The 26,746-nt window shown below is 41.4% G+C and carries 22 protein-coding genes; 4 read left to right on the forward strand and 18 right to left on the reverse strand.

Annotated elements, in window-relative coordinates; genetic code table 11:
• Window positions 1-65: 65 nt before the first annotated feature.
• From ACRRMM_RS09470 to ACRRMM_RS09510, 9 genes are all read right to left on the reverse strand, one after another.
• Window positions 66-1,811, reverse strand: a complete 1,746-nt coding sequence (locus ACRRMM_RS09470; protein ID WP_017366919.1) for a phospho-sugar mutase — start codon at window positions 1,809-1,811, stop codon at window positions 66-68.
• Window positions 1,812-1,955: 144 nt separating this feature from the next.
• Complete coding sequence (glpD, locus tag ACRRMM_RS09475; RefSeq protein ID WP_428828844.1) at window positions 1,956-3,617, reverse strand: glycerol-3-phosphate dehydrogenase; 1,662 nt, start codon at window positions 3,615-3,617, stop codon at window positions 1,956-1,958.
• A 139-nt stretch (window positions 3,618-3,756) separates the two neighbouring features.
• Window positions 3,757-5,253 carry a glycerol kinase GlpK gene (gene glpK, locus ACRRMM_RS09480; RefSeq protein ID WP_007497075.1) on the reverse strand — a complete coding sequence of 499 codons (1,497 nt, stop codon included), beginning with the start codon at window positions 5,251-5,253 and terminating at the stop codon, window positions 3,757-3,759.
• Between the two features lie 15 nt (window positions 5,254-5,268).
• Window positions 5,269-6,084 carry an MIP/aquaporin family protein gene (locus ACRRMM_RS09485; protein ID WP_008349011.1) on the reverse strand — a complete coding sequence of 272 codons (816 nt, stop codon included), beginning with the start codon at window positions 6,082-6,084 and terminating at the stop codon, window positions 5,269-5,271.
• A 216-nt stretch (window positions 6,085-6,300) separates the two neighbouring features.
• Window positions 6,301-6,858 carry a glycerol-3-phosphate responsive antiterminator gene (locus ACRRMM_RS09490; protein WP_017360356.1) on the reverse strand — a complete coding sequence of 186 codons (558 nt, stop codon included), beginning with the start codon at window positions 6,856-6,858 and terminating at the stop codon, window positions 6,301-6,303.
• A gap of 359 nt (window positions 6,859-7,217) precedes the next feature.
• On the reverse strand, window positions 7,218-8,555 hold the full coding sequence (locus tag ACRRMM_RS09495; RefSeq protein WP_428828843.1) for an aspartate aminotransferase family protein: 1,338 nt from the start codon (window positions 8,553-8,555) through the stop codon (window positions 7,218-7,220).
• Between the two features lie 236 nt (window positions 8,556-8,791).
• Entirely contained in the window at window positions 8,792-10,384 is a 1,593-nt protein-coding gene (locus tag ACRRMM_RS09500) for a PucR family transcriptional regulator (RefSeq protein WP_125589175.1), read from the reverse strand.
• Between the two features lie 28 nt (window positions 10,385-10,412).
• Window positions 10,413-11,330, reverse strand: coding sequence for an AEC family transporter (locus tag ACRRMM_RS09505; protein WP_125589177.1), 918 nt, complete (start codon window positions 11,328-11,330; stop codon window positions 10,413-10,415).
• Between the two features lie 83 nt (window positions 11,331-11,413).
• The gene (locus ACRRMM_RS09510) at window positions 11,414-11,830 is read right to left on the reverse strand and encodes a VOC family protein (RefSeq protein ID WP_008349030.1); all 417 of its coding nucleotides are present in this window, start codon (window positions 11,828-11,830) and stop codon (window positions 11,414-11,416) included.
• 166 nt (window positions 11,831-11,996) lie between these two features.
• On the opposite strand from ACRRMM_RS09510, the gene ACRRMM_RS09515 reads away from it, so the two are divergent.
• On the forward strand, window positions 11,997-12,413 hold the full coding sequence (locus ACRRMM_RS09515; RefSeq protein WP_007497062.1) for a hypothetical protein: 417 nt from the start codon (window positions 11,997-11,999) through the stop codon (window positions 12,411-12,413).
• A gap of 45 nt (window positions 12,414-12,458) precedes the next feature.
• Here ACRRMM_RS09515 and ACRRMM_RS09520 read toward each other — a convergent pair whose 3' ends face one another.
• The 3 genes from ACRRMM_RS09520 to ACRRMM_RS09530 form a co-directional block, all read right to left on the reverse strand.
• On the reverse strand, window positions 12,459-13,997 hold the full coding sequence (locus ACRRMM_RS09520) for a bifunctional GNAT family N-acetyltransferase/carbon-nitrogen hydrolase family protein (protein ID WP_007497061.1): 1,539 nt from the start codon (window positions 13,995-13,997) through the stop codon (window positions 12,459-12,461).
• Between the two features lie 14 nt (window positions 13,998-14,011).
• Window positions 14,012-14,677: an HAD family hydrolase gene (locus ACRRMM_RS09525; RefSeq protein WP_125589179.1), complete on the reverse strand. Its 666-nt coding sequence runs from the start codon at window positions 14,675-14,677 to the stop codon at window positions 14,012-14,014.
• Between the two features lie 307 nt (window positions 14,678-14,984).
• Window positions 14,985-15,326: a DUF5365 family protein gene (locus tag ACRRMM_RS09530; RefSeq protein WP_035392580.1), complete on the reverse strand. Its 342-nt coding sequence runs from the start codon at window positions 15,324-15,326 to the stop codon at window positions 14,985-14,987.
• 108 nt (window positions 15,327-15,434) lie between these two features.
• On the opposite strand from ACRRMM_RS09530, the gene ACRRMM_RS09535 reads away from it, so the two are divergent.
• Complete coding sequence (locus ACRRMM_RS09535) at window positions 15,435-16,337, forward strand: RluA family pseudouridine synthase (protein ID WP_125589181.1); 903 nt, start codon at window positions 15,435-15,437, stop codon at window positions 16,335-16,337.
• Window positions 16,338-16,371: 34 nt separating this feature from the next.
• Here the strand turns inward: ACRRMM_RS09535 and ACRRMM_RS09540 are convergent, their stop codons facing one another.
• The 3 genes from ACRRMM_RS09540 to ACRRMM_RS09550 form a co-directional block, all read right to left on the reverse strand.
• The gene (locus tag ACRRMM_RS09540; RefSeq protein ID WP_025207002.1) at window positions 16,372-16,938 is read right to left on the reverse strand and encodes a class D sortase; all 567 of its coding nucleotides are present in this window, start codon (window positions 16,936-16,938) and stop codon (window positions 16,372-16,374) included.
• Between the two features lie 32 nt (window positions 16,939-16,970).
• Window positions 16,971-19,877: a 5'-nucleotidase C-terminal domain-containing protein gene (locus ACRRMM_RS09545; protein WP_125589183.1), complete on the reverse strand. Its 2,907-nt coding sequence runs from the start codon at window positions 19,875-19,877 to the stop codon at window positions 16,971-16,973.
• Window positions 19,878-19,959: 82 nt separating this feature from the next.
• Complete coding sequence (locus tag ACRRMM_RS09550) at window positions 19,960-23,322, reverse strand: CheR family methyltransferase (protein WP_428828842.1); 3,363 nt, start codon at window positions 23,320-23,322, stop codon at window positions 19,960-19,962.
• A 143-nt stretch (window positions 23,323-23,465) separates the two neighbouring features.
• Between ACRRMM_RS09550 and ACRRMM_RS09555 the strand changes: the two genes are divergently transcribed.
• Complete coding sequence (locus ACRRMM_RS09555) at window positions 23,466-24,110, forward strand: spore coat protein (protein ID WP_428828841.1); 645 nt, start codon at window positions 23,466-23,468, stop codon at window positions 24,108-24,110.
• A 27-nt stretch (window positions 24,111-24,137) separates the two neighbouring features.
• Here the strand turns inward: ACRRMM_RS09555 and ACRRMM_RS09560 are convergent, their stop codons facing one another.
• Window positions 24,138-25,013 carry a hypothetical protein gene (locus ACRRMM_RS09560; RefSeq protein WP_411232440.1) on the reverse strand — a complete coding sequence of 292 codons (876 nt, stop codon included), beginning with the start codon at window positions 25,011-25,013 and terminating at the stop codon, window positions 24,138-24,140.
• Window positions 25,014-25,169: 156 nt separating this feature from the next.
• Window positions 25,170-25,676 (reverse strand): YhcN/YlaJ family sporulation lipoprotein, encoded by a 507-nt coding sequence (locus ACRRMM_RS09565; protein WP_008349054.1) that lies wholly within the window; start codon window positions 25,674-25,676, stop codon window positions 25,170-25,172.
• 153 nt (window positions 25,677-25,829) lie between these two features.
• Between ACRRMM_RS09565 and ACRRMM_RS09570 the strand changes: the two genes are divergently transcribed.
• The gene (locus ACRRMM_RS09570; protein WP_193804194.1) at window positions 25,830-26,246 is read left to right on the forward strand and encodes a spore coat protein; all 417 of its coding nucleotides are present in this window, start codon (window positions 25,830-25,832) and stop codon (window positions 26,244-26,246) included.
• 35 nt (window positions 26,247-26,281) lie between these two features.
• Here the strand turns inward: ACRRMM_RS09570 and ACRRMM_RS09575 are convergent, their stop codons facing one another.
• Entirely contained in the window at window positions 26,282-26,662 is a 381-nt protein-coding gene (locus ACRRMM_RS09575; protein WP_017366906.1) for a hypothetical protein, read from the reverse strand.
• Window positions 26,663-26,746: the final 84 nt, after the last annotated feature.

Consider the following 26,746-nt stretch of genomic DNA (forward strand, 5'->3'; position numbering starts at 1 on the left):
GATTTTTTCTCATCCTTTTGACTGAGAAAAAGCCATCATGCATGACATGATGGCTTTTTGATATTTTATTTAGCTGTTTCTTCCACAATGTCATAGACGACTTTCATGACTTCTTCTGATAAGTGTTTCAGCTTTTCTTCGCTGTCTGTTAACGATGTGCCTTTGACTGCAATATAAAATTTGACTTTAGGCTCCGTACCAGAAGGTCGTAAACAAAACCATGAGCCATCTTCAAGGAAATATTTCAGGACGTTTGATGCCGGCAGATGAATCGTTTCTTCTTTCTTTTCAGCCACAAGGTGCCTTTGACTTGATTGATAATCCTCAATGATCGTAATGCGCTGACCAGCGATAGAAGCTGGAGGGTTTGATCTAAAGGTATGAAGAATAGCAGAAATCTGCTCTGCTCCTACTTTCCCCTTTAAGGTTAATGACTTTAACCCTTCTCTGTAAAATCCAAATTCCTTAAAAATATCAACAAGCGCATCGTATAATGACTTCCCTTGTTTCTTATAAAAGGCTGCGACCTCAACTGCTAATAACGCCGCTTGAACTGCATCTTTATCTCGTGCAAAATCACCGATCAAATAGCCGTAGCTTTCTTCATAGCCGAATTGAAACGTGTATTCTCCGCTTTCTTCAAACTGCTTGATTTTTTCTCCGATAAATTTAAAGCCAGTGAGCGTATCAATCGTGTCAGCTCCAAATGCTGAGGCAACAGCACGCCCAAGCTCACTTGTCACAATCGTTTTCATCACAACGGGGCGAGGCGGCAGCTGACCTAGTTTTTGTTTTTCAGATAATAAATAATGAAGTAGTAAGGCGCCTGTTTGGTTGCCAGTCAAAACGGTAAATTCACCATCATGATTTTTCACAGCGATACCTAATCGATCTGCATCTGGATCTGTCGCAATCAACATATCAGCATTTTGCTTTTCGCCAAGCTTGATGGCGTATTCAAAAGCGGCATGCTCCTCTGGATTTGGAGACGTAACCGTCGAGAATTGCGGATCTGGTTTCTCCTGTTCAGGTACAACCGTCACATGCTTATAACCAAAGGCCTGAAGTCCGTTTCGGACAGGTTTATTCGCCGTCCCATGAAGCGGGGTAAACACCACTTTAACATCGACTTCTTTTGCAAGCTCAGGGTGCACACGAATCGTTTTTAATTTTTCCATATACGCTTGATCGATTTCTTCACCAATCATGCGGATCAAACCATTTTGCTTCAATACTTCTTCTGATTCCACTGAAATGGCTAATTCATTTTCGATGGCATCTACTTCTTTAATGACTTGATCTGCTTCAAATGGGGGCATTTGGCCTCCATCTTCTCCATAAACTTTATAGCCATTATATTCTGGCGGATTGTGACTTGCTGTCACAACAATCCCTGCAAAGGCATTCAGTTCTCGAACTGCAAAAGAGAGTTCTGGTGTCGGACGCAGTTCGTCAAATACGTATGTTTGAATGCCATGCGAAGCAAGTGTTTTGGCCGCTTCCATCGCAAATTCAGGAGATTTATGGCGTGAATCATAGGCAATGGCGACGCCTCTTTTTTTTGCATCCTCTCCATGTGCTGCAATATACGCAGCAAGACCAGCAGATGCTTTTCGAACAGTGTAAACATTCATTCGGTTCGTTCCAGCACCAATTTCTCCGCGCATTCCTCCAGTACCAAACTCAAGGTTTTTGTAGAAGCAGTCTTCAAGCGCTTGATGATCATCTTGATGTGCCTCCAGCCATTCCCTTAGCTCAGTATCCAGGTGCTTCTCATTGATCCAACGCTCATAATTCGTATTCCAACTCATGGTCGTCCTCCCAGCTCTTATCATCAATAAAATAACATCTACTGTTATTTTATATGGAATTATCCTTCATGTCATGTTATATCATGAACATATGAAAAAACGATGAACAAAATAAAAAAAGCCGATACACGATCGGCTTTTTACTTATTCAGCATCAAGCGGTACGACTGCTTCATGGAATAGTCGGTCTAATTCAGTTTGATGTTTCTGTTTTGTCGCTTCATCCCAGCCAAAACGATCTGCCATATAGTCAACAACAGGCTGTGCATACGTTTTTGCCCAATTGATATTAAATAATAGGCTGCCTGTTCTTCTCAAGAAGAAATCGACAGGTGTTACAGCCAATTCTTCTTCGATCGAATAGACTAGTTCAGCCAACACATATGCGGGAATGTTTCGTTTGTCTGCTTCCCCTTGAAGCTGCTCTACACGCTTGAAGACATTGCTGACGTTTGAGCCATATTTCTCAGCTAATTTTTGTGCAATCGGTTCTGTCAAACCAACGGATGCTCCTTCTGCCGTTTTCGCTTGAACAAAGGATGCCATATTTTTCGAACCGCCTACATGCCCACCTGAAATTGGCATATGTTTCGTTTTACATGGTCCGAAATCTTTTCCAGTTTCCTCTTTCAGTCCATCACGTACAAGATTCACAATGTGTTCAGCCATTTTACGGTAACCTGTTAATTTACCGCCGGCAATCGTGATTAAGCCTGAAGATGATGTCCATACCTCATCCTTACGAGAAATTTCTGAAGGATCTTTCCCTTCTTCATGAATGAGTGGACGAAGACCAGCCCAGTTAGATTCAACGTCTTTCTCTGTAATATGAAGATCTGGGAACATATATTGAATGGCTTTGATCACGTAATCACGATCTGCTTTTGTCATACGCGGATGTTCTAGCTGTTTTTTGTAAACGGTATCTGTTGTTCCCACGTACGTTTTTCCTTCTCTTGGAATCGCAAAGACCATTCGTTTATCAGGTGTGTCAAAGTAGATTGCTTGTTTTAATGGGAAAACAGATTGGTCAAATACTAAGTGAATTCCTTTTGTATGCTGTAAATGTTTCCCCTCTTTTGAGTGGTCCTTGTCTCTTAGCTGATCGACCCATGGACCTGTCGCATTGACGATTTTTTTCGCATATACATCGTATGTTTTCTGTGTTGTGACATCTTCAATGACAACACCGACAACTTTGCCTTTATCATAAATAAATTCTTTTACTTTCGCATAGTTGACCGCTTCTGCCCCGAATTTCACAGCCTCTTTCATGACTTCAATTGTCAGACGTGCATCATCTGTACGGTATTCAACATAGTAGCCCCCGCCTTTTAAGCCATCCTTTTTCACAAGCGGTTCTTTTGCAAGTGTTTCTTTCGCACTTAGCATACTTCTGCGTTCACTATGCTTAACGCCAGCTAAAAAGTCATATACTCTAAGTCCGATTGAAGTTGAAAACTTACCGAATGTCCCGCCTTTATGCATCGGAAGAAGCATCCATTCTGGCGTTGTCACATGAGGACCGTTTTCGTATACGATGGCACGCTCTTTACCGACCTCTGCGACCATTTTCACTTCAAATTGTTTTAAATAACGAAGTCCACCGTGCACTAGTTTCGTTGAGCGGCTAGACGTACCTGCTGCGAAATCCTGCATTTCCGCAAGACCGACACGCATTCCACGTGAAGCCGCATCAAGTGCCGTACCTGCGCCTGTAATACCCCCACCAATGATAAACACATCATATGGTTTTTTTGTCATGTCCTGAAGCATTTGTTCTCTTTCTAAGCTAGAAAAAGTCATCTCTTGTTCCTCCCATGTTGTACGGTAAAGAAAAAGAGACCGCAAACACCCAAAGCGTATTTCTACACTTCGGTGCTTGCGGTCTCTCCAGTTCTCCAACCGTTCTATTAACTTACTTGAAGTATACCATACTTTTTGTTTATTTGAAAGCTTGAGCTGCTTTTACAGCCTTTTTCCACCCGCTGTATAACGAGTCACGGCTGTCTTCTTCCATTTTAGGTTCAAAGCGCTTGTCAAGGTTCCATTGTTTTGCAATGTCTGAACGGTCGTTCCAGAAGCCAACTGCTATTCCCGCAAGATAGGCCGCACCGAGTGCCGTCGTTTCATTAATTTCTGGACGTTCTACTGGTACATCGAGCAAATCACTTTGGAAGCCCATTAAGAAATCATTCTTTACAGCCCCGCCATCGACACGCAATGTTTTAAGTGAGATGTTTGAATCTTTTTCCATCGCATCTAAAACATCTTTCGTTTGATAAGCAAGTGATTCTAACGTTGCACGAACAAAGTGCTCTTTAGAAGTACCGCGTGTTAAACCGAATACTGCACCTCGGACATCACTATCCCAATATGGTGTGCCTAAACCAACGAATGCTGGTACGACATATACGCCGTCTGTTGACTCAACACGCTCAGCATAAGCTTCACTGTCTTTTGAGTCTTTAAACATTCTAAGTCCATCACGCAGCCACTGGATCGCTGAGCCAGCAACGAAAATACTTCCTTCTAAAGCATATTCAACTTTGCCGTCGATGCCCCATGCAATCGTCGTTAACAATCCATGATCCGACTTAATTGCTTTTTCCCCTGTATTCATCAACATGAAACATCCTGTACCATATGTGTTCTTCGCCATTCCTTCTTCAAAGCAAGCCTGACCGAATAACGCAGACTGCTGATCTCCCGCCGCTCCTGCAATCGGAATATTTTTACCAAAGAAGTGATAGTCTGTTGTTTCACCATAAATGTGTGATGATGGTTTGACGTCTGGCAGCATGGAAGCTGGAACACCTAAGATATCAAGTAGTTCTTCATCCCATTTCAGATCGTAAATATTGAACATTAACGTTCTTGATGCATTTGAATAATCTGTCACGTGTGATTGCCCGCCAGTCATTTTCCAAATGAGCCATGTATCGATTGTGCCAAACAGTAAGTCACCATTTTCTGCTTTCTCACGAGCACCTTCGACATTATCTAAAATCCATTTCACTTTAGTACCTGAGAAATAAGCATCAATGAGTAGACCCGTTTTATTTCTAAACGTTTCATCGTGCCCTTGCGCTTTTAGCTCATCACAAATACCAGATGTTTGTCGTGACTGCCAAACAATTGCATTGTAAACAGGTGCGCCTGTATGTTTATCCCAAACAACAGCTGTCTCACGCTGGTTCGTAATTCCGATACCGGCGATTTGATCTGCTTCAATTCCTGATTCGATTAAAGCAGTTGAAATAACTGATAGAACAGAGCTCCAAATTTCATTTGCATTGTGTTCTACCCAGCCTGGGTTCGGAAAATATTGATTGAATTCCTTCTGAGCTGTATGGGCAATTTTACCTTCTTGATCAAATAAGATCGCTCTTGAGCTTGTTGTCCCTTGATCTAATGCGAGAATATATTTTTCTTTTGCCATGGTGTTTTCCTCCCCTTACATACTTTCATTGACAGCATTTGTCTGGTTTTTCGTAGAAACATAGAGTCCTAACAATACCACAACTAAAATAACGCTTACAATCCAAAAGGCTGGTGTGACGTTCGCTTTAAAGGCTGCATTATAGAAAACACCGCCAAATGCACCGCCCAAAATTGGACCAACAACAGGAACCCAAGCATATTTCCAATTTGATGGACCTTTACCTGGAATCGGCAGAATGGCATGTGCGATTCTTGGACCTAAATCACGTGCAGGGTTAATTGCGTAACCAGTTGTACCACCTAATGAAAGACCAATCGCGACAATTAAGAAACCAACAATCAGCGGATTGACTCCGTCTGCAAATTTATTTGCACCAATCGCTAAAATTCCTACCACCAATACAAATGTACCAATGACTTCACTGAGCACGTTTGCAAAAGTATGCGGAATCGCAGGACCAGTTGAGAATACGCCTAGTTTTGCACCTGGATCGTCTGTCGCTTTCCAGTGTGGTAAGTAATGTAAGAAGACAATAATAGCTCCGAGTAATGCGCCAAGCATTTGACCGACAATATACATTGGAACATCAGCCCAAGGAAAACTTCCTTCTAATGCAAGACCTATTGTCAGCGCCGGGTTTAAATGTGCACCGCTAATTCCTCCAGTGGCATAAGCTGCAATCGCTACTGCAAATCCCCATCCGAAAGCGATTACAATCCAACCGGACTGATAAGCGAGCGATTTCTTTAAACTGACTGCCGCACACACACCGCCTCCAAAAATAATCAGAAGCATTGTACCAACGACTTCACCCCAAAATGGTGTCATGAAAAATTCCTCCTCTGGTTCAGTTGCCATCCCCTATAAATGTGTAGAAAAGATACAGAAAAAAAGATCCACAACAAACATACTTTACATCAGGGTCATTTGTCACCTAGTAAAGTGTCGTTGTGGATCTCCGTTTCTCCATCACATGATATTAACTTAGTGCTATAGTATCAGAGGATGAAAACGTTGTCAATCAATTTTCACATTTTATCTTTTTCACTTTTGGAATGCTTTCCAAAGCTCTGTATTCGATGTGGTGACTGCTGTCGCCCCTGCTGCAAGCGCCCGTTCTACATCTTCTTTTGTTCGGATAAATCCTCCTGCAAATATTGGTATTCCAGCTCTTTCGCGCACTTCTGTAATTAAATCTGGCACGACACCCGGCAATACTTCAATAAAATCTGGACGATGTTTTCCGACAAACTCCATGCTTTTTTCCATCGCACTTGTATCAAGTAAAAACATTCGCTGGATGGCATATACCTTTTTCTGCTTGGCTTTTACTATGACAGAAGACCTAGTAGAAATAATACCAGCTGGTTTCATTTCCTGACAAATAAATTCCGTTCCGTACTCATCATGTTTGATTCCGTGAATGAGATCGACATGGACAAACATTTTTTTATGATGTGCATTCGCCTCATTCATGATGCCCTTAAGCCGCCCTAAGTGAACATCTAGTAAGACCCCATATGTAAATGGACTTTTTAAAAATTCCTCAAATTGCTTCATATTGCGAACAGCAGGTAGAATGGGTTGATCATGAAAACTCATATGCCGTCTCCTTCTAATGTGTATTGGTTCTATCTTCTCCTTACAGTAATAGAATCGCATGTTTTTTTCAATACACCTAGTGTGCCCATTGACCATTCAGCCTAGCAGATCAATTAAAACCTGATCCTTTCTGGACATAGAAAAAAGCAGAGAAACCTCTCTGCTACAGCGTGTAGGCAAACCCTCGCATTCTTTGTCAGTCCTGCGTGCTGGTGCTCACGAATGCCAAATTCGCTCCGCGCCAGTACTCGTCCTTCCTAGGGCTGCAAAGGTTTTCTATCACGCTGAAAAGAAGACAAAGGGCTAAAATAAATAATATTTTAGCCCTTTGTCAACAATCTGAAGCAGAGAAATCTCTGCTATAATTGTGCCATGCTTTCTTTTAAAGTATGAATAATGAATGAGGCGTCTTCATCAGTGATATTTAGCGGTGGGGCGAGCTGTGCCACGTTATTATAGCCAGCCACTGTATCGCCATTTTTCCCGATGATCAATCCTCGCTTTTTACATTCTGCAATCAATTGACCGACTACACTTGGATCAGCTGGCTTTTTTGACGCCTGATCCTGCACAAGCTCAATTCCAAACAGCAGGCCTTTTCCTCTCACATCACCGACAAATGGATGCTCTTTTAACTCTTGCAAACGTTCGAGCATGTCTTGGCCAAGCGTGCCTGACCGCTCCACTAATTGCTCGTTTTCCATGATCTCTAGATTAGCAAGTGCCACCGCACAGGAAGCAGGGTGACCGCCAAATGTATTCACATGCCGTAGCCTGTCATACGTATCTTCTCCTGCATACGCTTCATAAATGTCTCGTTTCACGCACGTTGCAGATAGCGGTAAATATCCACTTGTGATCCCTTTTGCCATGGTGATGATATCTGGTTTCACTTCCTCATGCATAAATCCAAACCGCTTTCCTGTCCGGCCAAAGCCGCATATGACTTCATCTACAATGAGAAGCGCTCCATGGGCTTCACAGATATCTTTGACCTTCTTCAAATACCCTTTTGGCGGCATTAAGATACCGCCTCCTGTAATCATCGGCTCCATGATGACGCCAGCAATGGTCTCACTTAATTCCCACGTCATTGCTTGATCGATTGCATCAGCACTTGCCAAGCTCTCTTGATCTTCAGGGTGCCGGTACATATCAGGCGGTGCGACATGGATAAACCCCTGTCCTAACGGTTCATATTTGTACTTACGCTGCGCTTGACCCGTTGCGGCAAGAGCTGCTGCTGTATTGCCGTGATACGATCGATATCGGGAAATGAATTTTGTTCGTGTACTCTCTCCCTTTTGCGCATGATATTGTTTGGCAATCTTAAATGCCGCTTCATTCGCTTCAGAACCACTGTTAGAAAAGAAGATCACATAGTCCCCGTCTAGCCATTCATTGAGCTTCTCAGCCAGCTGAATCGCTGGCACATGGCTTTGTGTCAGTGGGTAGTAAGGCATCGTATTTAATTGCCTATACGCCGCTTCTGCAAGCTCTTTACGTCCATATCCGGCATTTACACACCATAGTCCTGACATTCCGTCTAAATAGCGATTTCCATGAATATCTGTCACCCATGCGCCTTCTGCCTCATGAATCACCATACTTTCATTTTCTTTGTTTGTCCCTTTCATATGATGCCAAATGTACTGATCATCTTTCGCTTGAAGATCTTGTGCGTTATGTGTTTTCATCTTCCCACGCCCCCATGTATCCGTTTTCATCATCAAAGAAACTTAAACCGGTCCTGCATATGACCTCTCCATTCATTATATGGATAAAAAGTGAGGCATATGAAAACAAGACCGCCCGTGTCGTTACTCTCATTATAAAAAAGGGGCCAGACACATTACATTAGACAGATCGTCAACTGATTGAAAAGAACGATGAGACACTCTACTTGATCCCTTGGCAAATCTAACATATACCGTTAATGGCGATTTCCCTGTAAAAATTCATAAGCAATGATCGCAAATTCAAGCGCTTGACGTTTTGGCGCTTGCATCATATCCTCACCAAGTAAAGCATGAAGCTTATCCAATCTGTGATAAAGCGTCTGCCTCACAATATAGAGCTGGCTTGCGGTTTCTTTTTTAGAACCGTTTGTCTGTAAAAAGATATTCAGCGTCTGATAGAGCCTGCCGCTATTTTGTTTATCATATAAAATCACCGGCTCCAAATACTCTTTCACCATGCATTCTAATAACCCGCTTTCTTTCATGACAGGCATCAATCGAAGCATATGTAAATCTTGATAAAATGGGCTTTTTATCCGTTGCGGCATCACTTTCTTTAAATGCAGCACTTCTTTCGCTGCTTGAAAACTTTTTCTCATGTGCTGAAATTGCTCACAATATGAACCGATTCCATAATTGATGACTGCCTCGCCGGGCTTCTCACGGTCATATAATTGCGTGATGTCGTTTGCCGCTTTTTCTGCACGCTCTTTCCAGTCCTCAACTTTTCTTGTATTCAATAAAATAAATAAGGTTTGTCCTTGATGCTCGTACACAATCAAATAGAAACCAGCACGCTGAAAAATAGAACGGCAAGAGACAAGAAAATAAAGATTCCCTGCGATTTCTTCTATTTGGTGGTTTTTTTGAAAGAGCATCACCACACAGCCGGTCGGTTTTTTCAGCCCTTCTGTCTCCTCAAGGTGTTCTATGATCTCTCTTTCTGTATGATCTTCATGAAACCATTTTTGCAGCCATTCATTCTCTTTTGTCTTCTTCAGCTCTTCTGTATACAGCTCTCTTAAAGTTTGCTGGGCAAGGGCATTCGCTCCTTTATCCATCACAAGCAGTTCAAATTCCGAGAGTGTGTTCGATTGATGAATGAGGACGAGGTCTGCAAAGGTTTGTTTGAGTGCAAGGACTTGTTTTTGCGTCACTTCATATCCTTTTGGTAATGAAGCATATTGCAAATAATTCATCACCAGCTCTTCTGTTTGTTTGGAAGAATCACATAAAATAATCGGCTCACCTTGAACAGGGATCAGCAGTAGTATCCCTCTCACATGCTGATACACTTGATCCAAAATATCCATCTGCGGATGAGGAGTTAGTAAAAGCTCATTCAACTTTGACGACAAGGCTTCTAAATCTGCCATCATCTGATACTGACGTTCAATCATCATCGTATGGAGATGCTGTGTAATATTGACGAACTTCACTTCTTTTGTAAACAGAATTAGCGGAAAATCACGTTCTTCTGCATAAATAATCAGTTCTTCCGGTACATCAAACCGGAGCGGTACAAACTCAATACATAATCCAGCCGCACCTGAGTCAATCAACTGTCTTAAAAACGCCTGAAAGACTTCCAATTGATCATGGAAGCCTGCGGCCGTCGTTAAGATCAGCTCGCCTCCGTTTAACAAATCCTCTACAGCAGGCACTTCAAGTACATGTACCCATTTTACCTGCCGAAACAATCCCTTTTCCCCAGCTAACACTTTCGCATGCGTAAAATGCTTCGTTTTTAACACATCACTTACTTGAAAATGAACATCTACATTCATTCATAAGTCCCCCTTTGTTTGCCGTCCCCTATCCCAGAGGGTGCATGGATAAAATCCATAATAAAACAGGTAAAGTCACAATACTGAAAATCGTACTGAGAAACGTCGTGCTTGAGACAAACTCAGGTTTCGTTCGAAATTGCACAGCCATCAGCGTGGTATTCGCCGCAGTCGGCATCGCTGCAACTAAAATCATAATTTGTTTCACCAAATCATCTACCGGTAAAATAAGCGTAAAGCCGAATGCGATGAGTGGTGAGATAAACAGCTTCAGCAGCACCGCATAGGAAATATTACGATAATCCACTTGTTTAAAAGAAATCACTGCGAGCTGCATACCTAAAATCAGCATAATCGTCGGTATCGCTGCATCCCCGACCAGCTGAACACCTGTCATAAGCTCTTTAGGTAATGAAAGGTCAATGAGCTGAAATAATAGACCAAGAAGAGCCCCGTAAGCAACAGGCATACGCAGCACTTTTTTTAGAACGACCTTCAAGTCTCCCGCGTCCTCTCCACCTTTTGCTGCATAATACATGCCGATCGTACTCATGACGAGCTGCTGAAGGACCATTAGCACAATCGCAATATCTAAACCAGCTGCTCCAAAAACAAGAAGGACAACAGGCGTGCCATAATTTCCATTATTCATAAATGCTGATGACAAAATCATGGCACAATACGTTTCATTCGAATACCCGTAAATTCGAGATAAAATGAAGACACATAAAACAAGTGAAAGACAAAGCCCTACGACAAATATTGATAAGTACACATAGTCCATCGATACTTTATTTTGATAAAAGGTTTCAAACGCAAGAAATGGTGACATTAAATATAAAGACATTGATGAGAGCGTATGTATATCAAAACCAATTGTCTTCTGCCCAATATACCCTATAAGGAATATGCCGAACACTGGCATTAAGACAAGTAAAAACTCCATGTAGCACCTACTTTTCTCTAGATGAATTCCTTCTTTTTTACCCTCTTATCATACCACTGATCATCAATAAAAAAGAAGCTTCCTTATGAAAGGTCGCTTCTCTCCTCATCCATATAAAACACTTCCCATAAATGACCATCACGATCCTGAAAGCTCCAGCCATACATGAAATCATGGTCTTGTTTTTCTTTAAACGGTGAACCACCAGCTGCAATCGCACGCTCCACAAGCTCATCAACCTCTTCCCTCGTCTCGACCTGTAAAGAGATAATGACCTCTGCGCCATTTCTGGCATCTACCAATTCCTTCTCTGAAATGGATTGGAAATGCTTAAGTGATAACAGCATGACTGTGATCGTCTCATTCATCACAAAACAAGCAGCATGTTCATTCGTCAGTTCTTGTTGAAAGTCAAACCCCAGCTGTTCAAAGAAAGCCTTTGACTCATTTACATGCTTAACCGGCAAATTGATATACAGATGTTTAGATTGTCGCCCCATATCCCTCTCCCTTTGTAAAACATCATTTCCATTCAGTATATTCGTCTTTTCATTTGGCATCCCTTTGTCGCATGAAAAAATAAGCGGTAAGTCTCATTACCTTATTTTAACAAAAATGTATAATAAATCTCGTGCACAATACTAAATGAACTAGGAGGTTTTCTTAATGAAAACAATCGCAAAATCTTTGATGCTCTCCACCACTGTCCTTTTATTCGCTTCACCTATTACACAGACAGCTGATGCTGCATCTATTCAAACGAAGCAGGTGACAGCAGAAAGTGATTTTCAGCTTCCTTCAACAACAGACACCATTAAACAAAACATCGAACAATCTTTCCAAAAACAAGAAAAGTGGCTACAAAAATTAGAAGTGATTGCCGGACAAGAAAAACGTGAACAATTTGAACAGTTTTTCAACCAGCATGTAGGACCTGATTTAAAAAATCTTTTAGAAGAGTCTGATCTTACATGGAAACAAGTAGAAAAAACGATTTATCAATCTCTTGTTAAATCAGACGTTCCATTTTTAGCTGCCAAAAGCATTGCCCATTTTGCTACAGTGGCATTAAAGAAAATGTAAACATACAGAAAAGCGCCTCGCATAACTGCGGGGCGCTTGTTTTGATTATTTCTTATATTCAATATGGTACACGTCTCTTCTTCGGTCTTTCAGCTGACGAACCGTCCCATCTTGACGCTGCCTTCTTAATATTTCTAAGTCGACATCACCGACAACCACCATTTCAATATTCGGGTTGCATTCCCCTACAATGCCATCTCTTGCGAATTCAAAATCAGATGGTGCAAAGATGGCTGATTGTGCATATTGGACATCCATGTTTTCTGTTTGCGGAAGGTTTCCGACTGTTCCAGAAATGACCGTATATATCTGATTTTCAACCGCTCTCGCCTGCGCACAGTAACGCACTCGTAAATAGCCTTGACGGTCTTCTGTACAGAATGGAGTGAAAATAATTTTCGCTCCTTTGTCAGCTGCAATTCGAGCAAGCTCAGGGAATTCAATATCGTAGCAAATTTGGATCGCAATTTTACCGCAGTCCGTATCAAATACCCGGACTTGGTCACCAGCTGAAATCCCCCACCATTTTCTTTCATTCGGCGTGATATGCAGCTTATATTGCTTTTCAATCGTTCCATCACGTCTAAATAAATAGGCGATATTATAGATTTTCCCTTCCTCTTCAACGAAATGAGAACCACCAATGATATTAATGTTGTACTTGACCGAGAGATCTGTAAACAAATTGATGTAGTCCTCAGTATATTCTGTGATCCGCTGCACTGCTAGACTTGGTGATCTCTCTTCTAAATATGACATAAGCTGCGTTGTAAAGATTTCCGGGAAAACGGCAAAGTCAGCTGACGCATCTGATGCCACATCCACGTAATACTCCACTTGATTCATAAACTCTTCAAAGGAATGAATTTGCTTCATTGCATATTGAATGACACAAATACGTACTGGGAACGCCGATTTATAATATCTTTTCGATTGCGGGCGATAATCGACATTGTTCCATTCCATTAGCGTTGCGTACGTGCTGGAAGCTTTATCATCCGGCAAGTAATTCGGATTGATCCGCATCAGGCTAAATTCATTTAACAGCTGAAAAGATAGCACAGGATCATAAATTTGGTGCAGCATAACTTGCTCTACATATTGGCGAGGCGTCATTTCCTCTTGATATTTATGATAATTCGGGATACGTCCGCCAATAATGATGCTTTTTAAATTTAATCTTCTCGCTAAGTCTTTTCTTGCTTCATATAAACGATGACCGATTTTCATCCGGCGGTACTCAGGACTGACCATTACTTCAATTCCGTACATATTCATCCCATCTGGATTATGGTTTGTGATATATCCATCATCTGTGATGTCCTGCCATGTGTGACGATCATCGTATTCATCAAAGTTAATTAATAAACTTGAACATGAGCCAATAATTTCTCCCTCGAATTCCGCACAGAACTGGCCTTCTGGGAAATGTTCAAGGTGGCTTTCAAGGTGCTCTTTTTTCCAAGGGTCCATGCCTGGAAAGCATACCTCTTGCAATGCAATGATTCGGTCGATATCTTCTTCTCTAATATTTCGAATCACCATTCTTTTTTCAAATCGCGTTAAATCTAGTTTTTCTGCCATGATGTATTGCCCCCTTACTGATCCTCTTTTTCAAGCTGATGGAATAGCTGGAGCAATTCGATTTCAGCCATGGATTCTAATCTCGCGTCATATTCTTCAAACTGCAGTGTGCTCGTCACTTTATTTGGCACGATGACACATTTCATACCCGCTCGTTTGGCAGCGATTGACCCATTCACAGAGTCTTCAAATGCCACGCAATCCTTTGGCTCAACGCCTAAGCATTGTGCGGTTTGCAAATAAAGTTCTGGGTGAGGCTTCACTTCTTCCACATCGTCTGACGTGCGGATACATTCAAAGTAATCGAAAAGTCGAATTTGTTTCAGGTGATCAGACACCCATTTATAATCTGAGCTGGAAGCAAGTCCAATCTTAATTCCAAGCTCCTTTGCCGCTTCTAAATAAGCTTCTACACCAGGTCTTGCTGCTTCGTCCTTCATTCTCTTTTGAAAACGTGAACGCCGGTCTTCTGTGAGTGCCTCATGATCTAATGTCTTCCCTAACTGCTCTTCCAAATATTCAAAAGGCTTAAAACCTGCCTGCGTTCCAATCACATTTCCCCATACAGATAGAGGCAGCTCCGATTCATGCTCCGCAAACATTTCCTGCAGAACCTCATATTCATGTGTTTCTGTATCTAAAATTAATCCATCAAAATCAAATATAATCGCCTTTACCAAAGAGGCCACTCCTTTTTTCCGAAAGTCTGAAATATCTTCCATACTGCTATCATATCGTGAATAAAATTGACTTTCAAAGATGAATGTCTGCTAAAATGATTATGTATAAAAGGAGCCTGCATCGTTTTGTCAGGCTCCTGTCATGTTCGATTCTTTCTGCAAGAGATCCAAGCGCTCCGATTCGTGGAGAATAGACATTGTTGAAAAAGAGCGGAATTGGTATTACAGATCTTGAAGGTTTCTCCGTTCCCTTAAAAATAGTATGTGCGACGACCTTGTAAGTTAACAAGGAAGTTCACACCAACTTTTACGCATTTTGAAGGTGACGGCCTGCAAAATCATCTAAATCAAACGGGAAAGAAAAGCCGCACGCATTAACTTGTTCACGGTTGAGTTCAAATAACTCACGATCTCGTTTTGTGATATGTCGCTTCGGCTTTAAAATAATGGTATGTAATAGCTGAAGACCTGATAAGATACGAAAAGCATCATCCATTGTCCCGTTATACACACCATCAATGAATGTAAGCGGGGATTGTTTTTCCTGCTCTTCTCCATTGACAGAATGGGATAAAAGATCTTCGATTTCCTTTGATACTTCTTCAATTGCCTGCTCTTGAAGGTCTGTCGCAGCTTTCATTAATCTCACGTGGCATCTACCTCTCTGTCGTTATTACTCCATTCAGAATAGCACAGAAAAAAAGGCATTCGCTAAGGTAAGTGTTTCCTATATATACCCAAAGAGAGGACGAATATCATGATCATAAAAGGACACACGCTCTCCCTAAAAGTAGGTGAGCAGCAAAATGGCATTTCCTTAAGTCAATTTTTAAAAGAGGAAGTGTCTGCCTCTAAACCGATTATCCATTTTTGGATGGAGCACCAAAAAGTCCGTCTCAATCAAAAACCTGCACACCATGCTGCAAAAGTGAGTACAGGTGATCAGATTCTCATTGATTTATTTGAGACGGAAGAAAGTGATGTAACGCCAGAATACGGTGAATTAGAGGTACTCTTTGAAGACGAGCATTTATTAATTGTCCAAAAGCCTGCTGGAAGGCCGACGCATCCAAATGAAAAAGGACAAACAGGTACGCTGGCGAACCTAGTCGCTTTCCATTTTCAAGCAAATGGAGAAGAAAAGCGGGTCAGACATATACATAGGCTGGATCAAGACACAAGTGGCACCGTCATTTTTGCCAAACACAGGTTGGCACATGCTGTACTCGATCAAATGCTTTCAAAAAAAGCAATTAACAGAACGTATCTTGCCATCGCACAAGGACTGTTTAAGAAAAAGAAAGGAACGATCCAAGCAGCCATTGGACGTGATAAACACCATGCCGTCAGAAGGAGGGTTTCTCCTACTGGTCAAAGCGCCAAGACTCATTATGAGGTCTTCCATCTCAATAAACGTTTACAGATGACGGCCGTTAAGCTGCGATTAGAAACAGGCAGAACGCATCAAATTCGGGTCCATCTTAGCAGTCTCGGGCATCCTTTAGCTGGCGATACATTATATGGCGGGAAGCGTGACCTGATACACAGATGCGCCCTTCATGCCAAACAAGTAGACATGAACCATCCATTCACAGGTGAAAAGCTGACGATAGAAGCACCGCTCCCACCTGATATGGCTGAATTAATTGACAATATGTAGAAAAAAGAGCCTGATCATACAGGCTCTTTTGACGTTAGACAGATGCTCTTTTCGCATAAATAATGTACCGCTCTGGTGCGTTGCCGACAAAATGAAATGGATAGCATGTGGTTAACACAAGCTCTTCTTTTTTATTTTGTAAGGTAATAATGGATGTATCATGCTGATCCACAATTTTCGTATGCGTAATTTCATAAACAAACTCACCATACGGTACAGTGATTTTCAGCTGATCCCCAATATCCAGTTCACCAGTCCGGCGGAAGACCGTATCCCTGTGTCCCGACAAAACGATTTGTCCATTTTGATCAGGATAATAACTGCCTTTATAATGACCGACGCCTTTGGCAAGGTCGTCCGCATCTGTCCCTTCAACAATCGGCAAATCGGCTTTTAATTTCGGAATGGTCAGAATGCCAGAGGCTTTCCCCATTTCAGGTGAAAATTTTTCCTTTGTCATCCCTTGATCAGTTTCTACGACCTTCTTTGCTTCCTCTAACGAATGTGCTGTTTGTAAGTGAGTAGAAGCGATTTGCCAAATTCCCCAGCCAAGCACCACAATCCCCGCTGACATAACAATCACTGCAAGCCATTTTTTCATGCGTTAACTCCTTTGTCTTTGCTGATGATTCTTTAGCTTGCTGCTGCCTTTTCTTCTTGTTTTGCTTGTTGAATTCGGCCCTCTTTTTGATACACAATAGAAGCTCCCTCGAAGCTCTTTACAAAAGCAACCGTTGCTTCTAAATCTTCTGGGCCTGTTTCCGGATTTTTCCCTAGCCGCCCAATCGGTGCATACTTACTTCCAGTGGCAGTCGCCATGAAGTTGTTCACTGTGAGTGTATACGTTTTATCGAAATCAACGGAAGAACCATCAGGCAGTTTTAAGTCGACTACTTTATATGTTAACGGATCGTACGAATAAGAAAAGCCTGAAATGCTATAATCTGGTCCAAATTGAGGAGATATTTGAGCTTCAATGATATCAACTAAATCTTTCCCCTTGATGTCCAGCTTTACTAACACATTTCCAAATGGCTGAATATTAAAGAGGTCTCCCCAAGTAATGGGTCCTTTTTCGAGATTTTGTCTGATACCGCCGCCATTCATCATGGCAAAGTCACTTTTCATTGAATATCTCATACCATCAGCAATGAGGTTGCCAAGTGGTGTATCACCATCATTGGAATAGCCACCTTCCATCTTGACGCCAGCTTCTCCAACAACCTCACTAATAATCGGCTCCACTTCTTTTCCGTAATGGGCTAAAATGTCCGCTGCTTCCTGATCCTTTTCAATACCAGCCTGGTCTACATACTGGATGTTTGCACTCTTTTTGACAATATCTTTTGTTTTCCGGTCAAGTGTGACATTGACTTCTCCAATTGCCTTTCCGTATTCAAAGGCTTGGACAATTAATTTTCCATTCACTTCTCCATTAACCACTTCGTGATTATGGCCAGCGAAAATGACATCAATTTCGTCATCACCTTCTTTGGCGAGCCTTGCGCTTTCTCCAGTAATGGTATCGCCATTTTGAGAGGCGGTCATATGAGCCAGAACTGCGATCGCTTTAATTCCTTTTTGCTTTAATTCTTTCGTTGCTTCATTGACAGCTTTGACTTCATCAGTAAATTGAATGTCTTTAATTCCTTCTGGCATGACCATGCCTGCCGCTGATGTTGTCACAACCCCGATAAAAGCCACAGGAATTCCTTCGACATCCATGATTTCATAGGCTGGTAAAAGTGGTTTGCCAGTATCCTTGTATTCACAGTTTGCACAAACAAGCGGGAAGTTCTGCCCATCGTATCCTTTTGTGCCTTTCGGGTGATCTCCACCTTTTAAGATGCGCAATAGTTCATCCACACCTTCATCAAACTCATGGTTGCCAACTGTCCCAACGTCAAAGCCGATGTTCTCCATTAGTTCAACGGTTGGTTCATCTTGTAAAAGAGAAGATATTGGCGAGCTTCCGCCTATCATATCTCCTGCATGAACTGTCAGTGTATTTTTTTGCGCAGCTTGCTTTTGTTTTATATAAGCCGCCACATAATCCATCCGTCCATATGTTCCTTTACTGCCATCACCTTTTACATCCAGCTCATATTGCTGATCAATTTTCCCATGCAAATCATTCATGCTTAAAATGGTTAATGGAACTTCACGGGTTGATTCTGACGCCTGATATCCAGCCTGCTCTGCTTCTTCTTTAGAAACAAAAAAGATACGTTTATCCACATCGATCTCATTCCAGCTGTCAGGTGATACGTAGGTTTTTGCAGATGAATCACCCACATAACGTGTGAGCCCTTTTTTCTGCTCGCGTGCTCTAAATTCAAACGGCTGTTCTAGCAGAGGGTCTTCTTCATTCCAAATACCAAGCCCTTTTTCCTTGGCATCTTTCACTGCTTGCTGGAACATCAGATACTCTTTTTCATCTCCAACAGGCCAAATGAAATAAGTAGGGGCATATCCTTTTTTCACAAGCTCTAGGTTCGTATTCAGCCCTTTTTTGGTTTTGACTTGAGCTAAAAGACGTCCATATCCATCCTTTGCTTCCGGGCCAATCTTTAATGTGACTCGATCACCACTTGAAAGAAGGGTTTTTAAATAATCCGTCGCTTTTTGTCCAAAACGCAGCTGGTTTTGATCTAATTCATTTTTTGGCTTGTGGTAGGTTTCTGGTGTGTCCATATTCACGAAGCGTACCTTTGTTGTGCCGAGCACAGGCTTCTTCAAATGAATGGTATCTCCATCCACAACACGATCTACCGTTGCCTCATATTCTTTTTTGATTTTTGGCGGCTTTGGCTGGTGCTTCAGCAATTTGACATCGGTTTTATGTCTTGGAAGTACTTGCAACGTATCGTATCTGCTTAAAACGCCAGTAAACTCATACCATTTTCCGGTCTTCACTTGATCAATGGCACCCGTATCAACCATGACTCTAAGGACTGTGCTATGATATTTTTTATCGATGATGACCACATTGTATCCACCGCCAGCTGGCTGATCTGGCGCTTGTTCTACATAGCCTTTTATCTTCACTAATCTTCCTTCATATTTACCTGCCTGATCCGTTTCCAATTGTTTCACTGAAACTCTCTTTGGCGAAGGCAATGGTTGATTCACAGCATCAATCTTCAGATGGTCTTGATCTGGCACAATTTCAATGAGCCCTTTATAAGTCGTGATCTTGCCTGTCACCGTGACCTTCATGCCAGCTTTCAGTTCTGGAAAATTCTTAGGCTGCGCAGAATAAATATTGAGACCAGCTGTTTTGTCTTGAATATATGTTGATAGTTTCCCATTCCCTATAGCGGATTGATCTGCTGTTACGATTCCGCTCACTGTTACCGTTTCTCCTATCAGTTTTCGGGCTTTTTTTATGTTCATCGGCTTTGTTTGTTTCCATAAAGTCTCCTTTTTCTCAGAAGAAGAAAACGCCTCAGCAGTCATCATACTAGGCAGTAAAGATTGCAGACTAAATATCACCAAAATCAAACAACAGACCATTCGAATGGATTGTATACGTTTCATTAGATTTCTCCCCTTTGAACTTCATCTCTTCTATTGTACAAAGCAATTATTGAGACTGGATGGATTTCATGTAAAACTGATCTCAATTACTTGGAAACGTAATAATCACACGTGTCCCTTCAAAGCTTTTGCTCTCAAAACGAATGGTACCGCCATGGCTTTCAATAATCTTAATGGTCATCATTAATCCAAGACCCGTGCCTTTTTCTTTCGTTGTGTAAAAAGGTTCGCCTAATTTCCCAATCTCCTCTTCTGGTATGCCCTTTCCTTGGTCTTCAAATATCAGCATCATTTGGTCGTTTTTCAATAATGAAGTCACTTGGATCACACCTGTTACTCCATCCATCGCTTCAATTCCATTTTTAAGAATGTTAAGGAACACTTGTTTCAGTTCATTTGGAATGCCTTGAATATGTGGCAGAGAGGGAGCCAAATTCTTTTGAATCGACACTCCTTTTAAGACCGCCTGAGATTCAACGACCATAATGACTTCTTCGAGGAGAAGGTTCACATTCACCGGTTCAAATTTAACAGATTTGCTTCTAGAGAGCACAAGGAACTCGTTAATAATAGACTCAAGCCGATTAAACTCTGACATCATCACATCGGCATAATCCTTCTGATACTTTTTACTTTGAATCATTAGCTGTAAAAAGCCTTTTAACGACGTAAGTGGGTTACGTATCTCATGGGCAATACCAGCTGCAAGCTGTCCAACTGCTGACAGCATTTCAGACTTCATCAGCATTTTCTCAGACTGTTTTTGACTTGTAATATCCTCCGAAATCCGCATGACAGTAGACTGCATTTTGTCAGGGTCATCGATTCGGTGTAAAGAGACTCTTTCCCATCGCTCACGCCCTGATAAGTCCTGAAAATACAACTCACCTGTCCAGCTGCCCTCTCTTAAACACACGTCCCATTGTTTCACTAGATCATCACATTGACACAACGCATAATAGACAGAAAAAATATCTTTTCCGATCAAATCATATTCATGCTGCTGTACAAACTGACAAAAGCGCTGATTGACACACTGAATAACACCTTCTCCCGTTGCAACCACAATATGAATATGGCTGTTATCAAGTGCTGTCACCGCAAGATGAAGAGCCTGCTTCAATTTCGTCATTTCGGTCATTTTGATCCAGGTCATCACCGCTCCCTCGCGATCTTGATCATAGAAAGGCGTCATATGAACCGTGAATTGTTCTCCTTCGTTCGTTTCAATTTCACGTTCGATCACGCGCCTATCTGAAATGACAGATTGAATATCCTGATAGAGCATTTCCTTCGATAGCTTCTTCACCATCGACTGAAAAGTTTGCTGGTGCCGGGTTTGAGCTGAAGTAAATAAAGAGGCAGCTGTAGGAGTGTGATAGCGAATATTCATTTCCCGGTCCACAAACAACGTGGCAAGTTCTGGCTTCACAGACGGCCGGTACAGTTCTTCTCTTGTCACCTTTAAGTTGTTTATGATATTAATAAAATGCTCGTTTGTTTTCTCGCGCACTTCTATTTGCTTGTTTTTTTCTTTTAATTGAGCCCTTGCTTCTTGCTCCTTTTGTTTGACCTCATTGAGCTCATTTTCTAAATCGACAATTCGCTGTTGATAAACCGAATTCTGCTCTGACATCCCTTTGTCCCTGCCGTTCTTTTGATTTTTTCCTCTCTCACTCATCCGAATGAGAATGACGTATACTCCTTTAAAACGGCGATCAAAATGTTTCACTGTAAAATCAGCATACTGCTTTCTGTCATTTTCCGAAATGAGGACATGTTGAAAAACAACCTCAGTCTCTTCAGTCCACACCTTTTGAAAGCTTTGACTTAGTATCTCTTTCATATAATCAGGGGTTACATATTCACATAATTCATCTGAGACTTCTGCATGCGCTAAGAAAGAATAGGCACCGTTTGATATCGCGAGGATTTTCTCGCAATCGTCTATGATGAAACATGCATCATACTCCTGCTCTACTTCTTTCATATATTGGACAGCTCGTTCTTTTAACTCCGTATGACCTGCATTGTATTTAGGAACGTTTGAGTGGGTGTAAATGTTCCACTTTTCATTTAACAAATGAAATAAACGAGGGATATTGGGTACCTTTTCATTCGGTCCTAATATCAACATCCCTTGATCCTTTAGTGCATATTGGAATCGAGATAAGACTCGTTTTTGTACTTCTGGCTGGAAGTACATCAGAACATTTCGGCAACTGATAAAATCGAGGTGGATAAAAGGTGAATCGATCAATAAATTGTGAGGAGCAAAGACAATATGTTTTCTAAGCGACTGCTTCACAATAAAAGCGTCACCTTTTTTTTCGAAATATCGCGCCCTCCATTTTTCTGGCATCCGTGCCATAGACTCAAGCGAATAAACACCTTTGCTTGCACTTTGAATGGCTTTCCGGTTGATGTCTGTTGCAAACACTTGAAGTTCAATGGACACTTGTCTTCGTTTCATTTCTTCTAAAAATAACATCGCAAAAGAATAGGCTTCTTCACCTGTAGAACATCCTGCAATCCAAATTCGGCATCGAGATTTCCCATTTTTTAATGTATTATCAATGATCGACGGAATGATGTGATGTTCACATACTCGAAAGGCTTCCATATCTCTAAAAAAGGAAGTCGTGCCGCTTAAAAGCTGTACATGCAGGCGATCAAGCTCATCTGGTTCTCTCTCTAATAAACGATCGTACTCGGACAACAAGGAGATCGATTGGTTCGCACTCCTCATTCTTTTTTGAATGACAGAGAGCAGTCTGCGCTTCTCATAGGTTGAAAATGCAATTCCTTTATGCATTTCAAGACGTTCAATGATTCTGATCAAAAAAGGGTCTGCAACATCTGTATGCGGAACGTTGATGATGTTGGCTATATATGACGCAAGTGCAGAAGGGTCTTGAAATGTTTGATGATACATACGATCAAACCCACTATTTGTCTCACTGCACGATATGGCTGTACCGCCTTGCTCAACGATTTGAAGCAGACCACTTCCTACACAATAGCCTTTTTGAAAAAAGATCGCATAGGCCTCTTCCTTTTGCACATTGGCAAGTGACTGAAACAACGAATTCACAGCACACGCCTTGTTTGTAGGATGCTGCTCTGTTATGTGTAGCCGTTTGTCTTCTGTCAATGTCACAGCTGCATGCTGCGGACAAACATAAATCGTATTTTTCATGACTTTCTCACCATGCTTAATCGGCTTTGCCCGGTAGCCAATCGGTAAAACAAGTGCTTCCAAATCAGTTACACAATCGCCTGTCACATGATTTTGCACAACAATAAAAGAGGCATTTAATTCATGCGGAAATGATTGAAAAAAAGCCTCAAGATGATGCTGTTCAAACGGCGAAACACCGATGCCAATCACTGGTGCCTGCACATGTTCGTCTTCTATCAAACGATTAATGATTTTGTCCTGCATCTGGTACCCCCATGTTCATTCGTCTGATACATTTTTTCGACAAAAAGGAAGAAAACCCTCTAATTGTAAATAATGTTTTTGCATGAAAGGAGGAAAACTTCCTCACATTAAAACAGACTGTATAAACAGAAGGAGGATTCTTTATGCAAAACGATCAGCAGACAAACGTTCAAGGACATGCCCAGCAGCCCCAATTCAATCATGGCGGGCATGAGTTATTTGATTTACATGAGGTATTGGCAGGGACCATTAATATTTTGGATCAATACATGATCTTTCGGCAATTTATCCAAGATCCCGCATTATCCGACATGTTAGATCGACAATATCAATTTGTATTGTCCCAGTACAACGTCACGGTAGATTGCTTTTCTACTGGTCAAAAGCCTAGTGAAGAAACATCTACTTATATGATGAACGAACAGACACAGGTGACATACGGAATAAAACCATCTCAGCCTAAGAAGCCAAATCAATCATTACAGGATGTAAAGGATGCGGGAATTACAGGGCATATGCTTGGTCTTATGAAATCTCATGCTGGATTACTCTCAATGACTGCATTAGAGGTCACAAACCCTGTGGTACGACGTGTGCTTGCAGCGCAAATCCCGAACTTTATTGAAATGGCGTATGAAATTTTCTTATATCAAAACAAACATAGCTATTATCAAGTTCCGCAGCTTACAGCTCAAGATATGCAGGCGATGACATCTACATTTGCCCCTATGCAGGGACAAGTGCAGATGCCGCCGAGCAAAGCCAACCAGCAAAAACCGCTTCATTAAACAAAAAACGGCTAACCGATTTTCAGGTCAGCCGTTGTTTCTTTGATAATTCAGTTTAAATTGCTCTTCAAAATCTGTGAGACGTTGTCCTGTCGCTTGTTCAAACCCTCTATCAAAACGACTAGTTTTCGCCGTTTCCTCCATGATCTCATGTATGACATCTCGTCCATAAAGCTGCACAAGCTCATAGATCATATAGTAGCTTTGTAAATAAACATCTGTCTCATACGTCGTACGAGATTCTTGCCAGTCTTGATCAGAATAAAGAGATTTAAAAGGAATGACGTCAAACCGTTCAGACGTGGCGTTCAGCACATCATAGGCCGTCCATTCTGCTGTTCCTTCATGGAACCAAAGAGGAAAGACGACTGGAGATACATTGTATGCATGCACCTTTTCATAGAAAACAAAATGGGCATACTCATGAATGAATAACGTGTTGAAAAAGTATAAAGGCAGTGTCTCTTTCTTCAACAATTCTTCCCGTTTATCTGGGTATAATCCAATCATATGATCAACATCAGAATAAAAACCTGTAATATGCTTGATACCGGCAAATTGCTCAATCGTCTCTTTATCATCAAAATAAATGATATCTAACGGTTTATCAGCTTCATACTGAAACACTGACATCGTCCTCTTCTTTGCCTGCTCAAGCGCTTCTATGGTCAGATCGACAAAGGCGCCCTCATCCTCTGCATAGTAGATTCGAATATGTTCATAGACTTGCTTATTGAGTCCTTCCGTTAAGACCGTTTTAGGCGAAGAATGCTGCTCTAGATATTGCTCTGCCAGCTGGAACGCTACATAAATCAAGTACGCAGTGAACGCATAAAAAATCAAACCTGCTGCAATCATTCCGCTTACAAGTTTTTTATGAATTAATGACGGTTTTGCTTTCATTTACTCCCCACCTGAATTCATCCTGCAACCTCTTTCTCTTTCTATGAAAAAACAAAGATCAACAAGAGGTGATATATTTTTTACTTTATGCAGTCAGGTGCGCAAGGTGCGGTTCCAAACAAAAAAGCCGCATATGACATACGGCTTTTGTCGTAGCTATTTTGATTCAGGGAAGACACGTCGAACCGTTTCAGTAAACTCGTCGAAGAATCCTGAAATTGGCTCTCCACTTCTAATACGTTTTCCGTACCCTGCCATACGATCGACAAAGTCTGGATTAGCAGATACATACACATTATCAATTTGTTGATCCGTCGATTTGACTTTGTCAGAAATTTTCTTTTTCAAATCGTCTGTTACATCTCCGCTTTTATTGCCTTCAAGCACGACAGCAACAAATGCATTTTTCCCTGTGACAAGTACGTTCGCTGTTTTCACTTCAGACATGTTGGCAACAAGCTCTGATGCCTTATCTGCCACTTTCACCTTCTGAGGTGTTTGCACATTTGGTTGATCCTGTCTCATGTTGTCGTTCTTATATGTGACATTTTCATACTGTCGTTTCATTGTTCCTCTTCGTTCATCGCCTTGGTTGTTCATTCCACACCCAGCAGTGATCAATGTTGGAACGAGTAATAAAGATAGCATCCATTTCTTATTCATCAATTGATTCCCTCCTTTTGCTCATAGGTTTTTCATCCAGCAGACTTTTTATGCACACATCCTCTATTTCAGCAATGAATTCATAAATCAGCCTTGATTGGTCATCCTAAACATGATGAAGAAGTATCATCACGATCAAATGGAGGGATTCGTTTGTTTAAAAAGAGAAAAGGTATGAGTACTGGTGCAATGATCGCAGCATCAACAGCCATCATTGCATTATTTTCACCACTATTACGGAGAAGACTAAGCAGCATGACTCAAATGAATTTGTCCTCAATGATGAAAGGCAAAGATCAACACCATCAAGAGTCATCTCGTCATGAGTCCCATTCACATTCACGTAAAGACTCAAAAGGCACAGCTGAAGTAGGACAAGTGATCAAGCAAGCATTCACCGCTGTCCAGCCTAATGAAACAAGCCAGCATCAAACATCATCAAAAACATATCAAACTCATCAGCCGCCGAGAGAGTCTTACGCCCAGTCTCTTCACATTGATGAAAGTGTCATGAATGTAATGGATGATGAATCCATTCAGCAAGTGCTCAATGACATCGAGCACAAATAACTAAAACAGGAGCCTTTTTTTCAGAAGGCTCCTGTTTATTCTCCTGAAAAATGCTCTTTCACCATGATGCAGAAGGAAGGCAAGAAGGTGATTTCGATCGTGATAACAAACCGTTCCACACCATCTAATAGTATCAACAGCTCTTTTTCATGCTGCCGGTCCTTTTTTATTTCTACATGTCGCACAGTTTTAAAGGCATATACTCCTAAAACGGATGCGTCCTTTTTACGAATAGCCTTCAAAGAAAATTCTTGTACTCCAAGAGACATCGTCACCACAAATCGCTCTTCCTCATTCTCAAACCGAAACGTTAGATCTTGATATTCAATGGGCATATCTCGTTCAAATCCTTCATCAGGCCACGTCTCAAAAAAAGAAAGCCAGTCCGTTCGATCAGGAAATTGTTTTCTCCTCATTTTAAACCCCTCACAAGTGAAATTTTTATTAATTATCTTGTTTCCCCTTTTCTTTTGCAACAAATTTTAGTAATTTTAAAAAGG

The sequence above is a fragment of the Bacillus sp. XT-4 genome, from assembly GCF_050864245.1.
GTDB classification, from domain to species: domain Bacteria; phylum Bacillota; class Bacilli; order Bacillales; family Bacillaceae; genus Bacillus; species Bacillus altitudinis.

Excerpts from the sequence above, each read along its gene's own strand:
- ACRRMM_RS09470 (WP_017366919.1), bottom strand. The coding sequence starts at position 1,811 with ATGAGTTGGAATACGAATTATGAGCGTTGGATCAATGAGAAGCACCTG.
- glpD (WP_428828844.1), bottom strand. The coding sequence starts at position 3,617 with ATGACTTTTTCTAGCTTAGAAAGAGAACAAATGCTTCAGGACATGACA.
- glpK (WP_007497075.1), bottom strand. The coding sequence starts at position 5,253 with ATGGCAAAAGAAAAATATATTCTCGCATTAGATCAAGGGACAACAAGC.
- ACRRMM_RS09485 (WP_008349011.1), bottom strand. The coding sequence starts at position 6,084 with ATGACACCATTTTGGGGTGAAGTCGTTGGTACAATGCTTCTGATTATT.
- ACRRMM_RS09490 (WP_017360356.1), bottom strand. The coding sequence starts at position 6,858 with ATGAGTTTTCATGATCAACCCATTCTACCTGCTGTTCGCAATATGAAG.
- ACRRMM_RS09495 (WP_428828843.1), bottom strand. The coding sequence starts at position 8,555 with ATGAAAACACATAACGCACAAGATCTTCAAGCGAAAGATGATCAGTAC.
- ACRRMM_RS09500 (WP_125589175.1), bottom strand. The coding sequence starts at position 10,384 with ATGAATGTAGATGTTCATTTTCAAGTAAGTGATGTGTTAAAAACGAAG.
- ACRRMM_RS09505 (WP_125589177.1), bottom strand. The coding sequence starts at position 11,330 with ATGGAGTTTTTACTTGTCTTAATGCCAGTGTTCGGCATATTCCTTATA.
- ACRRMM_RS09510 (WP_008349030.1), bottom strand. The coding sequence starts at position 11,830 with ATGGGGCGACAATCTAAACATCTGTATATCAATTTGCCGGTTAAGCAT.
- ACRRMM_RS09515 (WP_007497062.1), top strand. The coding sequence starts at position 11,997 with ATGAAAACAATCGCAAAATCTTTGATGCTCTCCACCACTGTCCTTTTA.
- ACRRMM_RS09520 (WP_007497061.1), bottom strand. The coding sequence starts at position 13,997 with ATGGCAGAAAAACTAGATTTAACGCGATTTGAAAAAAGAATGGTGATT.
- ACRRMM_RS09535 (WP_125589181.1), top strand. The coding sequence starts at position 15,435 with ATGATCATAAAAGGACACACGCTCTCCCTAAAAGTAGGTGAGCAGCAA.
- ACRRMM_RS09540 (WP_025207002.1), bottom strand. The coding sequence starts at position 16,938 with ATGAAAAAATGGCTTGCAGTGATTGTTATGTCAGCGGGGATTGTGGTG.
- ACRRMM_RS09545 (WP_125589183.1), bottom strand. The coding sequence starts at position 19,877 with ATGAAACGTATACAATCCATTCGAATGGTCTGTTGTTTGATTTTGGTG.
- ACRRMM_RS09550 (WP_428828842.1), bottom strand. The coding sequence starts at position 23,322 with ATGCAGGACAAAATCATTAATCGTTTGATAGAAGACGAACATGTGCAG.
- ACRRMM_RS09555 (WP_428828841.1), top strand. The coding sequence starts at position 23,466 with ATGCAAAACGATCAGCAGACAAACGTTCAAGGACATGCCCAGCAGCCC.
- ACRRMM_RS09560 (WP_411232440.1), bottom strand. The coding sequence starts at position 25,013 with ATGAAAGCAAAACCGTCATTAATTCATAAAAAACTTGTAAGCGGAATG.
- ACRRMM_RS09565 (WP_008349054.1), bottom strand. The coding sequence starts at position 25,676 with ATGAATAAGAAATGGATGCTATCTTTATTACTCGTTCCAACATTGATC.
- ACRRMM_RS09575 (WP_017366906.1), bottom strand. The coding sequence starts at position 26,662 with ATGAGGAGAAAACAATTTCCTGATCGAACGGACTGGCTTTCTTTTTTT.